This window comes from Rhizorhabdus histidinilytica (genome assembly GCF_900167915.1).
GTDB lineage: Bacteria > Pseudomonadota > Alphaproteobacteria > Sphingomonadales > Sphingomonadaceae > Rhizorhabdus > Rhizorhabdus histidinilytica.
The window spans coordinates 1-12,256 of sequence record NZ_FUYM01000004.1 but is presented as its reverse complement, the minus strand read 5'-3'; the positions used below and the strand labels follow the sequence as shown (position 1 = coordinate 12,256).

Here is a 12,256-nt window from a genome sequence, read left to right as displayed (position 1 = left end):
CACGCACGCAGAGGCTCTAGCATCGAGCCGAGTCTATGGGAGATCACTTATGGCGCGGGTTGCGATCGTTACCGGTGGAACCAGGGGTATCGGCGAGGCGATCAGCCTGGCGCTCAGGGACGCGGGCGTCGCCGTCGCGGCCAACTATGCGGGCAACGAGGAACGCGCGCGGGCGTTCACCGATAAGACCGGCATCCGCAGCTACAAATGGGACGTCGCCGACTATGACGCCTGTCACAAGGGCGTCGAGCAGGTCGAGGCCGAGCTGGGCCCGGTCGACATCGTCGTCAACAATGCCGGCATCACCCGCGATGGAACGTTGCTCAAGATGACCTACCAGGATTGGAAGGACGTCATGGACACGAATCTCGGCGGCTGCTTCAACATGGCGAAGGCGACCTTCCCCGGCATGCGCGCGCGGGGCTGGGGCCGGATCGTCAACATCGGCTCGATCAATGGACAGGCCGGCCAGTACGGCCAGGTCAACTACGCCGCCGCCAAGTCGGGCATCCACGGCTTCACCAAGGCGCTGGCGCAGGAAGGCGCGAAGGCGGGCGTGACGGTCAATGCGATCGCGCCGGGCTATATCGACACCGACATGGTGGCCGCCGTGCCGCAGGACGTGCTTGCCAAGATCGTCGCCAAGATCCCCGTGGGGCGCCTCGGCCATGCCGAGGAGATCGCGCGCGGCGTGGTGTTCCTGTGCGGCGAGGAAGCGGGCTTCGTCACCGGATCGACGCTGTCGATCAACGGCGGCCAGCACATGTACTGAGACCCCGGGAGCGGCAGGCGCGCGGTCGGATGGCGGGGCCGGTCAAGCGGTCGGTGAATATTGCCGGCCACGCCACGTCGATCACCCTGGAACAGCCCTTCTGGGACGCGCTGGTCCGCGCGGCGGGGGAGGAGGGCATCCCCCTCAACGCCCTCGTCGCGCGGATCGATGTCGAGCGGATCGCCGACGACGACCTGCCCAACCTCGCCAGCGCGATCCGGGTCTGGCTGTTCCGCCGCGCGCTGGCGGCGGCGGGGCAGGGCTGACGCCGGCCGGTTCGCTCGCGCCGGCGATCAGAACGGAAAGAAATACAAGATCGCCAGCATGGCGACACCGAAGGTTATCAGGTTCAGCGGCAGCCCGATCCGGACGAAATCCATGTAGCGATAGCCGGCCATCTGGTAGACGATGACGTTGGTCTGATAGCCGAAGGGGGTCGCGAAGGCGGCGCTCGCTGCCATCATCACCCCGACCAGGAACGGCCGCGGGCTGACCCCCAGGCTCTCGGCCAGCGCTACTGCCACGGGCGTTACCAGGACGGCCACCGTCGCGTTCGAGAGAAGTTCGGTCAGCACCATCGTCAGCAGGTACAGCACCGCCAGCGCGGCCACGGGGCTGAGACCGTGGACGCTGGCGATCAGCAGGCGCGAGGCGGCGTCGGCGAGCCCGCTCTCCTCCATCGCGATGCCGATCACGACCATGCCGGCGATCAGGATCAGGATCTCGGGCTTGAGCCCGCGATAGGCCTCGTCGGCGCTGACCACGCGCAGCAGGATGAGCGCGACCGCGCCGGCGAAGGCGGTGGATGCGATCGGCGCGACACCCGCAGCGGCGAGCAGGACCGCGCCCACGAAGGTCGCCAGGGCGAGTGCCGCCTTGCGCAGGTTCAGCGGGCGTTTCTGGGCGAAAAGCTGGGAATCGCCGATCTGGGCGTTGGGAATGTGGAGCGGATCGATCGGCGCGGCCGATCCTTCGCGCCGTTCCGTCTCATGACGGCCGCCCAGCAGCCTTCCGCTCAGGAAGAAGAGGTAGAGCCCGCCTGCCAGCGCCATCGGTATGCCGACGGGCGTGATCTCGAATATCCCGAAGCGGGGTTGCCCGGCGACGCTCGCCATGTCGTCGACGAGCAGGTTGGTCGACGTGCCGATCAGCGTGCAGCAGCCGGTCAGGATGGTGATGTAGGACAAGGGGATGAGGAAGCGCTTCGGCGAAAGCTTCAGCGCATTGGCGACGTCGCGTACCACCGGGGCGCCCAGCACGACGATCGGCGTCGAATTGAGGAAGCAGGAGACCGAACCGATCATCGCCAGCAGCAGCCAGATGCCGGTCGCGCCGAAGCGGCGGCATAACGCCACCGCGGCGGCGATCGCACGGTCGAGCAGGCCTGACAGCTCGAGCGCATAGGCGATGACGAACAGCGACGCGAGCGCGATGATAGCCGGGCTGGCGAAGGCGCCCTGCACGTCGATCGGCCGGACGACACCGGTCATCAGCAACACGGCCGCGCCCGACAGGGCGACGACATCGGCGCGGACCCTGTCGAGAATCAGCGCGGCGACGACCGCGGCAAGAACAACCAAGGTGATGATCTGGTCGGCCGTCATGCGGGCCCTGCGTCGGCCCGCGCCGTCGGCCTGTCAACGTCTTGCTGCTGGAATCGCTGATTTTTATCTGGAGGATGGGCCGGGATTTGTTATCACCACCGCATGCGCGAGCCCAGCATCAGGACCAGCCGGCTTGTGATCGCCGCCGGGCTGGCGGCAGTGATCATGGTTGGAGGCGCAGGCTTCTTCCTTGGGCGGGAGACCGCACCCCGGGAAACCCCGGTGGCGCGGCCGGTCGTTCCCGCGCTGCCCGCCCCGGCGCCGCAGCCGCCCGTGGAGAGGCTCCTCCACCGGGCCGAGCTGCTGGCTCTCGTTCGGGAGGCGTCCGACGCATGGTCGACCGGCGACCGACTGCCGGACGGCGTTCGGCGGGCGGCGGGGCAGCGCTTCGAGCTGGTGCTGCCATTCGGGTGCAACGGTCCGGCGGACCCCGATGCGCGGCTGCCGATGCAATGGAGCTATGACGACGAGCGGCAGACGCTGCGCGTCTCGGTGATCCCGGTGCAATGGCAGGCCGCGGACTGGGGCCATGATTCGACCGACGGCAGCCGTGCCGAAGGCTTCTGGGTCGCGCGTCCCTGGTCGTCGGGCGAGCGTTGCCCCGCCCGCCGCACCCCTTCGACCCCGAGCGGGACCGAGCCGATCACGCTGTCCGGCCAGTCGCTCGCGGTCGCCCAGTTCCTTCCTGCCGACGCCGAAAGCCGGCTCACGCGCAATGGACGCTCGCTGGACGTCGTCCGCCGCATTGCCCGGGGCGAGGTCGATCCCGACCGGGGCTTCCGCGTGCGGATCGCCGGCCGCGTCGATCGCGATGCGGAGCCGGTCCGCTGCGTGCAGCCGGGCGGCACCGATCAGCGGCCGATCTGCGTGCTCAAGGTCCGCATGGACGAGATCGCCATCGAAAATGCCGCGAACGACGACATCCTCGGCCGCTGGCCACTTGCAAGCGGCCGCTGAAGCCGCATTCTCGCGCTGTTGAGGGAAATGGTGCCGCTTACAGGACTCGAACCTGTGACCCCCGCATTACGAATGCGATGCTCTACCAACTGAGCTAAAGCGGCGAACCGAAGCGCGCCTCTAACAGTGGTGACCGGCAGTTTCAAGCGCCCTCGCGGCTATCTTTCACGCTGCCTGGCCCCGTGCGCCTTTACCAATCCTCAACCCGCCCGCGCGCATGATCGCACAAGAGGCGGCGATTCCGGAATCGGCCGCCCTATCGGGGACCGACCATGGAAGATTATCGCTCGTTCATCGCCGAGGATCTCGCCGACTGGGATTTCCCGGTCGCCGACGAACCCTGCATGGACCTGCCGCCCCTGATCGGTGCGGACGAGCGGCGCATGCATGTGCGCGCCTATGAGACCTGGCTGTCGCTGCTCGACGGCCGCGACTATCCGTCGATCGCCGATCTCGATTCGGATGCGCTGGGGGAGTTCGGACCCTATTCGGTGCTGCTCGACTTCGCCGTCGACCGCGCCAACCCGTCGATCGCCTATCTGGGCCGTGCGCTGCGCGAAGAGGGCGAGCTCGGCGCCGATGTCGCGACTGTCGCCGACGTTCCCGCACGGGCGCTGCTGTCGCGTCTCACCGCCCACTATGCCGAAATCCTCGACAACCGCGCGCCCGTCGGCTTCGAGGCCGAGTTCGTCAGCCATCGCGGCCAGCCGATGCTCTATCGCGGCATCCTGATGCCCTACTCGTCGGACGGCCGCGCGATCGACCTGGTCCATGGCGTCATCAACTGGAAGGAAACCGCCGAGCAGGCGCTGGCCCCCGACATCGTCGAAGCCGTGACCACCGCCTTCGCCGGTCCGGCACAGCCGGCGGCCGTGGAGGAGGCGCCGGTCGCGGCGCTCGACCAGGAACAGCCCGATCTCGTCGAGCTGGTCGAGGACGCCCGCGAGCTCGCGATCGAGGCCCGGGATTGCGAGGGCCGCACCCGCGCCGCGCTCTACCGCGCCATCTCGCTCGCCTATGACGTCGCGCTCGCCGCCGAGGCCAATCCGGCCGGTTTCGCCGCGCTGCTCGCCGAAGCTGGCATCGTACCGCAGGCGCGCGCACCGATGACGCCGATCGTCAAGCTGGTGTTCGGCCGCGACTATGATCGCAAGCGGATCACCGAGTTCGCCGCCGTCCTCACCCATGCCCGCCGTCTCTGCCTCGCGGCCGGCATGGTCGAGGCCTGGCTGTCGGGCCTCGCCGGCGGGATCAAGGCCGTGGTCGCCACCGAGCGCGGCGAGCGTCGTCCCGCGCTGAAGGTCGACAAGGTTCGCTCGGCCCGAATGATGCTGGGCAGCGCTCCGTCGCGCGCGACGGTCGACCTCGGCGCGGTCGAGGACGACATCGTCCTGCTGATCGCGCGGCGGCAGGATGACGGCCGGCTGGCAATCGTTTCGCGGCCGATTGGCGAGCGCGCGCTGGTCGACCAGGCATTGCAACGCTTCACTGCCTGACTGGCGGAGCCCAGGTCGATTCCCGGCGGGAGATTTTCCCATCGCCGCGCATCGCCACGCGACAATATGGTCGTGACGGATATGTTCCCGCACGTTCGTTGCAAAGTTCTCGGCCGGCGGCACGACCCTTGTGACGCTCGGCGGACGGGTCCATATCGTCTCGGCAATGTCCCAGCCGCGATCCGGACAGCCCGGAAGCGGGGGAGGAGGAGCGGATTTTCATGGATACCGAGACGGCCAAGCGCACGGCTTCGGACAAGCACGAATTCACCGACATCTTCGCCAAGGCCCTGACCAGCGGCGCCCTTCCGGGTGAACTCGCGGGCCTCGATGGCGAACCCCTCGAAAAGGCGGCGGCCTTCCTGGCTCACACCGCGCGCCGGCGGCAGCCCGGCCGCGCCGCGATCGCCGTGCAGACGATCGCCGGCAATGTCGGCGGCAGTCGGTTGATGCGGATCGCCGTCGTCAATGACGACATGCCCTTCCTGGTCGACTCGGTCTCCGCCGCGCTCGCCGCGCAGGGGGTCGAGGTCCGTCGCCTGCTCCACCCCGTCATCGCGGTCCGCCGCGACGAGGACGGCACCCTCACCGCCGTGCTGCCGCAGGGATCGACCGGCGAACGGCGCGAATCCTTCATCTATCTCGAAGCCGAGCGGGTCGACGCGCGCGAGAGGCAGGCGCTCGCCCAGGCGATCGACGCCGTGCTCGAGGACGTCCGCGCCGCCGTACGCGACTGGCAGGCGATGCAGATCGCGATGCGCGACGATGCCGAGGGGCTGCCCGACGGCGAAGGCGCGGCGCTGCTGCGCTGGCTGCTCGACCAGAACCTCACTTTGCTCGGCCATCACGTCGCCATGGTGAAGGGCGAGCCGCGCGACCGGCTCGGCATCCTGCGCGTCGGCAGCCGCAAGCTGTGGCGTGATTCCACCGCGAAGGCGGCGATCGCCTGGTTCGAGAAGGGCGGCGCCGCGCCGTTGCTGCTCAAGTCCGACTGCCGCTCGACCGTTCATCGCCGCGCGCCGCTCGACCTGATCGTCACCCCGGTGCGGCAGGGCAAGGACGTCACCGGCCTGTCGATCCATGCCGGCCTGTGGACCAGCGCCGCGCTGCGCACCCCGGCCGAGGACATTCCCGTGCTGCGCAGCCGCCTCGCCGCGATCGAGGAACGGCTCGGTTTCGATCCGAAGGGCCATGCCGGGAAGGCATTGCATCATGCGCTGTCGGAGCTGCCGCCCGACCTCGTCCTGGCGCTGCCGATCGACTCGCTCGAGAAGGTGGTGCTGACGGCGATGTCGCTGGTCGATCGCCCGCGTCCACGGCTTGAGCTGGTCCGGACCACGCTGGGCGAGCATCTGGTCGCGATCGTCTGGCTGCCGCGCGAGCTGCTGACCACCGGCCGCCGCGTCGCGATCGGCGACATGCTGGCCCAGGCGTCGGGCGCCACCCTCTCCAACTGGTCGCTCCAGCTCGGCGAGGGCGACATCGCCCAGATCCGCTACATGCTCGATCTGCCGGCCGGCGGCGCCGTGCCCGACAGCGAGCCGCTCGACCGACGGCTGAGCGAGATGCTGCGCGGCTGGGAGCCGGCCGTCGAGGCGCAGCTTGCCGAGATGGACGCCGGCAACCGTGCGGTGCGGCTGACGCTCGACTATGCCGCCGCGTTCCCGATCGCCTATCGCACCCATTCCACCCCGGCCGAAGCTGCGACCGACATATTGCGGCTCAACGCGTTGGGCGGCAGTGCGGCGCGTGGCTGCCGCCTCTATCGCGAGGAGCATGATCCCGATCATCGCCTGCGGCTGAAGATCTATCGGCGCGGCGCGCTGATCCCGCTGTCCGAAGCGGTACCGGTGCTCGAGAATTTCGGCTTCCGGGTGATCGAGGAGATTCCGACCCCGCTCGACGGCGGCGCGATCGGCTATATCCACGAGTTCAAGCTCGACCTGCCCGACGCCGATACCGCCAACCGGTTGATCGAGCACAGCGCCGTTGCCGAGGAATCGATCGCGGCGACGCTCGAAGGGCGCGCCGAGAACGACCTGTTCAACGAGCTGATCGTCACGGTCGGCCTGTCGCCGGACGAGGCGCTGCTGTTCCGCGCCTGGTTCCGCTACCTGCGCCAGACCGGCTTCGCCTATGGCCTGGCCACCGCGGTCGAGGCGCTGAAGAAGGCGCCCGATGTCGCGCGCGGCATCATCGCCTATTTCCGCGCGCTCCATCACCCGACCCGCGGCGACGCGGCCGAGGCCGAGCGCCTTCATGCCGAGATCGAGACCGGCCTGAAGAAGGTGACGGCGATCGATGACGATCGCATGCTGCGCCGCTTCCGCGCGGTCGTCCGCGCGACCCTGCGCACCAACGCCTTCTCGCCGGCCGCGAAGGAGGCGCTCGCCTTCAAGATCGATTCGAGCGGCGTGCCCGGCCTTCCCGCGCCGGTGCCGTGGCGGGAGATCTGGGTCTACAGCCCGCGCGTCGAGGGCATCCACCTGCGCGGCGGGCCGATCGCGCGCGGCGGCCTGCGCTGGTCCGACCGGCGCGACGACTTCCGTACCGAGATCCTCGGCCTGATGAAGGCGCAGGTCGTCAAGAATGCGGTGATCGTGCCGACCGGCGCCAAGGGCGGCTTCTATCCGAAGCAGTTGCCTTCGCCGTCCGATCGCGACGCCTGGCTGGCGGAGGGCACCGAAAGCTATCGCGTGTTCATCCGCTCGCTGCTGTCGGTCACCGACAACATCGTCGAGGGCAAGGTCGTCCATCCGCCGAAGGTGGCGATCCGCGACGGCGACGATCCCTATTTCGTCGTCGCCGCCGACAAGGGCACGGCGACCTTCTCCGACGTCGCCAACGCGATCGCGGTGGAGCGCGGCTTCTGGCTGGGCGACGCCTTCGCGAGCGGCGGCAGCCATGGCTATGACCACAAGGCGATGGGCATCACCGCGCGCGGTGCCTGGGTTTCGGTCCAGCGCCATTTCGCCGAGATGGGCGTCGACGTGCAGACCGATCCGGTCCGCGTCGTCGGCTGCGGCGACATGTCGGGCGACGTGTTCGGCAACGGCATGCTGCTGTCGAAGTCGATCCGCCTCATCGCGGCATTCGACCATCGCCACATCTTCCTCGATCCCGACCCCGACGCGGCGAAGAGCTGGGAGGAACGCAACCGCCTGTTCGTCCTACCCCGGTCGAGCTGGGCCGACTATGACGCAAAGCTGATCTCGAAGGGCGGCGGCGTCTTTCCGCGCGACCAGAAGGAGATTCCGATCTCTCCGCAGGTGCGCGAGGCGCTCGGCATCGCCGATGAGGTGCTCGATCCGTCTGCGCTGATCGCGGCGATCCTCAAGAGCCCGGTCGATCTGCTGTGGTTCGGCGGGATCGGCACCTATGTGAAGGCGAAGTCGGAGACCAACGCCGAGGTCGGCGACCGCTCGAACGAGGCGCACCGCGTCGACGGCGAGGAGGTTCGCGCCCGGGTGATCGGTGAAGGCGCCAATCTGGGCGTGACCCAGGCGGGCCGCATCGCCTTCGCGATGAAGGGCGGGCGGATCAACGCCGACTTCATCGACAATTCGGCCGGTGTCGACTGCTCGGACAACGAGGTCAACATCAAGATCGCGCTCAACCGCGAGATGCTCGAAGGCCGGCTGGAGTTCGACAAGCGCAACGCGCTGCTCGTCAAGATGACCGACGATGTCGCCCATATCGTGCTGGAGGACAACCGCCTGCAGACGCTGGCGCTGTCGCTGGCCGAGCGCGGCGGGTCCGAGGCGCTGCCCGCGCAACTCCGCGTCATCGAGATCCTGGAGGAGAATGGCCGTATCAACCGTGCGGTCGACGGCTTCGACAGCAACGACATGCTGCTGCGCCGCGCCCAGGAGCATCTCGGCCTCACCCGGCCCGAGTTGGCGGTGGTGCTGTCGCATGGCAAGCTGGCGCTTCAGGACGCGATCGAGAACAGCGACCGCACCGGCGATCCGATGCTCACCCCGCTGCTGCTCGCGGCCTTCCCGCCGGCGATGCAGAAGGGCTTCGCCGACGCGATCGAGGCGCACCGCCTGCGTCCGCAGATATTGGCGACCAAGATGTCGAACCGGGTGATCAACCGGCTGGGCCTGGTTGCGCCGTTCGAGATGGCCGAGGAGGAAGGCTGCTCGCTGGCACAGGTGGCGACCGCCTATTTCACGGTCGACGCGCTGTTCGGGCTCGAAGCGTTGTTCACGCGCATCGAACAGACCGCGATCGGCGAGCAGGCGCGCCTGACGCTGCTCGCCGCGCTGGCCGAGATCGCGCGCGGCCATGTGGCCGATCTGCTGCGCTGCATCGCGGCGGAGACCGACATCGGCACGATGGTGACGATGCTCAAGCCCGGCCTCGCCCGGCTCGACGCCGCCCGGGCCGACCTGATCCGCAGCGAGGCGCGCCAGCAGTCGGACCAGCTTCGCCAGCGGATCACCGCCGAGGGCGCCGATCCGGCATTGATCGACGCGGTCGTCGAGATCGCCGAGATCGACGGCGCGATCGGCACCGCCGCGCTCGCCAGCGAGCTATCCGCTGACGAGGTCGATGTCACCCGTGCCTATGTGGTGCTGGGCGAAGCGCTCGGCCTTGACTGGGCCAAGGCGGCCGCGGCGCGCTTCCGCAGCGCGGACGCATGGGAGCGGCTGCTGATCGCGGGGCTCACCCGCGAATTCGGCCAGGTTCGCCTCGACTTCCTGGCACGACATGGCGGCAAGGGCCCCGGCGAGGCGGTCACCGCCTGGCTGGAGACCCACCGCGACCGCGCCGAGCAGTTCCGTCAGACGGTCGGCCGCGCCCGATCGGCGGCGGCGCCGACCGCGGCGATGCTGGCGCAGATCGCCGCACAGGCCCGCTCGCTGCTGATGCGGTGAGCGGGCGGCGGTCCCTGAGGGGATCGCTACGCCACAGAAAGGAATGGAGAAATCGGCGAAAGCCGCGCTATGACCTTGTCAGCGGGGGATGACCCGGCCTATCATCGGGCCGTAGGGGAATGACAGTGTGCGGCAGCCGAACCGGTTGATCTCTATCCGTTGCTTTCCTTCGCCAACGGCTGAGGGGAAGCAGCGGCCGATGCGACCGACCATCCCGCGGAACCGGGCCGTCCGTTCCGCTATCGCTTGCCGGCCCTTCGTGGCGGTTCTGCCTCCATTCGGACGATCGCGCCGGTGAGCGGCTTCAATCATCTGATGCTGATCCTCGCGGCCTTCGCCGCGCTGATGTTCGTGCTGCTCGTGTTCATCCTGGCGCGGCGTACCCGTGGCGAGGAACTGGAGGCGCCCGATCTCCGGCCGGCCCCCGTCTCCCGGCGGGCGCGGACGCCCGCGCCACCGGTCGCCGATCCGGTCGAGGTCGAACGGCTGCCTTATGCGGCTTGGCGTCTGATATCGCGGGCGGTCGCCAATCCCGATTCGGCCGGCGGCCCGCTTTACCGGCTGCGGCTCGAACCGGAAGACGACCTGCCCGAATGGCGGGCCGGCGCCGTCGCCCATGTCTATTGCGGCCCTGCACAGGATGTGCTGGATCCCGGCGGCCGGCCGACGGCGACGGCCGGCGACTATATGATCGGATCACTGCCAGCCGAAGGCGCGATCCACCTCGTCGTCCGGCGGGTGCCTGCCAGCGCCCCGGCGGAGGGGCGCCGCTCGCGCTGGCTGTGCGAGGAGGTCGAGACCGGACAGCGCATCGCGCTGCTGGTCCGCGACGATCCGGCCTTCGTGCCGCCGCCCGATCATGTGCCGCTGATCCTGGTCGGCAATGCGACCGGGCTGGCCGGGCTGCACGCCCATATCAAGGCGCGGCCCGCGGGCACCCGCAACTGGCTGATCTTCGGCGATCGCAACAGCGCCGACGACGAGGTGCTCGCGGCCGAGATCGCCGAGTGGGTGTCGACCGGGCATCTCGAACGCTGCGACCTCGTCTTTCCCGGCGAGACCGGCGAGCAGCGCCTCGTCACCAACCAGATCCGCGACGCCAAGGCGCCGATCCTCGATTGGGTGCTGGCCGGCGGCGCCATCTATGTCTGCGGCAGCAAGCGAATGGACGACGACGTCCACGCGACGCTCGGCGACCTGCTCGGCACCGGCGTGCTCGAGGCGATGGCCGAGGCCGGGCTCTATCGGCGCTCGGTCTACTGATTTCGGCAAGCCGGAAAACAGGTCCGACCGACGGACCTTCGCGGCGAGCGGCCGGGATGGGCGCCGTCAGTCGGGCCGCTTCGGCGCGGGCCGGGGGGCGGCGAGGGGGGAGCGCGAGAAACGGATCGGTAGCCGCATGCCGGGCACATGGCCGCCGTCCTCGTCGACCATGTCGACGACCATGCCGCGATGGACGACCTGTGGATCGGCGAGCGCCTGGGCGACGTCGTTGATCGGGCCGGCCGGCACGCCGACCCGCTCCAGCGCGGCGAGCAGGTCGGCGCGCGGCCATCGGCGCGTGGCGTCGGCGATGATCGCGCTCAACGCGTCGCGCCGGGCAAGGCGCTGCGGATTGGTCTTGAAGTCGTCCCCCGGCGCGATGCCGACGACGTCGCAGAAGCGCTCATATTGCCGGTCGTTGCCGGTCGCCAGGATGAACCAGTCGTCCTGCGTCGGATAGGCCTGATAGGGCACAATGTTGGGATGGGCGTTGCCGAGCCGCGTCGGCGCGACGCCGGAGGCGAGATAGTTCATCGCCTGGTTGGCCAGCGTCCCGACCATGACGTCGAGCAGCGCCATGTCGACATGCTGCCCCAGGCCGCTGCGCTCGCGCTCGGCCAGCGCCGCCTGGATGCCGATCACCGCGTAGAGGCCGGTCAATATGTCGGCATAGGCCACGCCGATCTTCTGCGGCGCGCCGTCGGGCTCGCCGGTCAAGTCCATGATCCCGCCCATGCCCTGGATGATGAAGTCGTATCCCGCGCGGGCGGCATAGGGCCCGTCCTGGCCGAAGCCCGTGATCGAGCAATAGACGAGACGCGGATTGATCGCCGCGAGGCTGGCATGGTCCAGCCCATATTTGGCGAGGCCGCCGACCTTGAAATTCTCGATGACCACATCGGCGTCGGCGACGAGCTCGCGCACGCGCCTTTGGCCCTGCTCGGTCGCGAAGTCGACCGCCTCGCTGCGCTTGCCCCGGTTGGCGGCGTGGAAATAGGCGGCGTCGCGGCTGCCGTCGGCGCGGTCGATGAACGGTGGGCCCCATCCGCGCGTATCGTCCCCGGCGGGGCTCTCGACCTTGATCACTTCGGCGCCGAGGTCCGCCAGCACCTGGCCGGCCCAGGGACCGGCCAGGATGCGCGCGAGCTCCACGACCTTGAGGCCGGCCAGCGGCGGCGCAGTCATCAGAAGGCGGCGATGCCGGTGATGGCGCGGCCGAGGATCAGCGCGTGGACGTCATGCGCGCCCTCATAGGTGTTGACGGTCTCCAGGTTCATCATG

At 69.1% G+C, this 12,256-nt stretch carries 8 protein-coding genes and 1 tRNA gene; 6 read left to right on the top strand and 3 right to left on the bottom strand.

All coding sequences use genetic code 11. From position 1 onward, the window contains the following. Positions 1 to 49: 49 nt before the first annotated feature. The gene (phbB, locus tag B5X82_RS09540) at positions 50 to 772 is read left to right on the top strand and encodes an acetoacetyl-CoA reductase (RefSeq protein ID WP_079647934.1); all 723 of its coding nucleotides are present in this window, start codon (positions 50 to 52) and stop codon (positions 770 to 772) included. A 29-nt stretch (positions 773 to 801) separates the two neighbouring features. Next, positions 802 to 1,038, top strand: a complete 237-nt coding sequence (locus B5X82_RS09535) for a ribbon-helix-helix domain-containing protein (protein ID WP_079647933.1) — start codon at positions 802 to 804, stop codon at positions 1,036 to 1,038. A 27-nt stretch (positions 1,039 to 1,065) separates the two neighbouring features. Here the strand turns inward: B5X82_RS09535 and B5X82_RS09530 are convergent, their stop codons facing one another. After that, positions 1,066 to 2,376, bottom strand: a complete 1,311-nt coding sequence (locus tag B5X82_RS09530; RefSeq protein ID WP_079647932.1) for an SLC13 family permease — start codon at positions 2,374 to 2,376, stop codon at positions 1,066 to 1,068. A gap of 102 nt (positions 2,377 to 2,478) precedes the next feature. Between B5X82_RS09530 and B5X82_RS09525 the strand changes: the two genes are divergently transcribed. Continuing rightward, positions 2,479 to 3,333, top strand: coding sequence for a hypothetical protein (locus B5X82_RS09525; RefSeq protein ID WP_079647931.1), 855 nt, complete (start codon positions 2,479 to 2,481; stop codon positions 3,331 to 3,333). A gap of 28 nt (positions 3,334 to 3,361) precedes the next feature. Here the strand turns inward: B5X82_RS09525 and B5X82_RS09520 are convergent. Further along, positions 3,362 to 3,437 (bottom strand) — tRNA-Thr (locus tag B5X82_RS09520). A gap of 168 nt (positions 3,438 to 3,605) precedes the next feature. On the opposite strand from B5X82_RS09520, the gene B5X82_RS09515 reads away from it, so the two are divergent. The 3 genes from B5X82_RS09515 (at position 3,606) to B5X82_RS09505 (ending at position 10,975) form a co-directional block, all read left to right on the top strand. Beyond that, positions 3,606 to 4,829, top strand: coding sequence for a PAS domain-containing protein (locus B5X82_RS09515; RefSeq protein WP_079647930.1), 1,224 nt, complete (start codon positions 3,606 to 3,608; stop codon positions 4,827 to 4,829). A gap of 221 nt (positions 4,830 to 5,050) precedes the next feature. Further along, complete coding sequence (locus tag B5X82_RS09510; protein ID WP_079647929.1) at positions 5,051 to 9,712, top strand: NAD-glutamate dehydrogenase; 4,662 nt, start codon at positions 5,051 to 5,053, stop codon at positions 9,710 to 9,712. Between the two features lie 294 nt (positions 9,713 to 10,006). Next, complete coding sequence (locus B5X82_RS09505) at positions 10,007 to 10,975, top strand: ferredoxin reductase domain-containing protein (protein WP_079647928.1); 969 nt, start codon at positions 10,007 to 10,009, stop codon at positions 10,973 to 10,975. Positions 10,976 to 11,041: 66 nt separating this feature from the next. Here the strand turns inward: B5X82_RS09505 and B5X82_RS09500 are convergent, their stop codons facing one another. After that, positions 11,042 to 12,160, bottom strand: coding sequence for a CaiB/BaiF CoA transferase family protein (locus B5X82_RS09500; protein WP_079647927.1), 1,119 nt, complete (start codon positions 12,158 to 12,160; stop codon positions 11,042 to 11,044). Positions 12,161 to 12,256 lie beyond the last annotated feature (96 nt).

What these genes read in the sequence shown, in the direction of transcription:
- phbB (WP_079647934.1), top strand. Translation starts at nt 50, where the DNA reads ATGGCGCGGGTTGCGATCGTTACCGGTGGAACCAGGGGTATCGGCGAG.
- B5X82_RS09535 (WP_079647933.1), top strand. Translation starts at nt 802, where the DNA reads ATGGCGGGGCCGGTCAAGCGGTCGGTGAATATTGCCGGCCACGCCACG.
- B5X82_RS09530 (WP_079647932.1), bottom strand. Translation starts at nt 2,376, where the DNA reads ATGACGGCCGACCAGATCATCACCTTGGTTGTTCTTGCCGCGGTCGTC.
- B5X82_RS09525 (WP_079647931.1), top strand. Translation starts at nt 2,479, where the DNA reads ATGCGCGAGCCCAGCATCAGGACCAGCCGGCTTGTGATCGCCGCCGGG.
- B5X82_RS09515 (WP_079647930.1), top strand. Translation starts at nt 3,606, where the DNA reads ATGGAAGATTATCGCTCGTTCATCGCCGAGGATCTCGCCGACTGGGAT.
- B5X82_RS09510 (WP_079647929.1), top strand. Translation starts at nt 5,051, where the DNA reads ATGGATACCGAGACGGCCAAGCGCACGGCTTCGGACAAGCACGAATTC.
- B5X82_RS09500 (WP_079647927.1), bottom strand. Translation starts at nt 12,160, where the DNA reads ATGACTGCGCCGCCGCTGGCCGGCCTCAAGGTCGTGGAGCTCGCGCGC.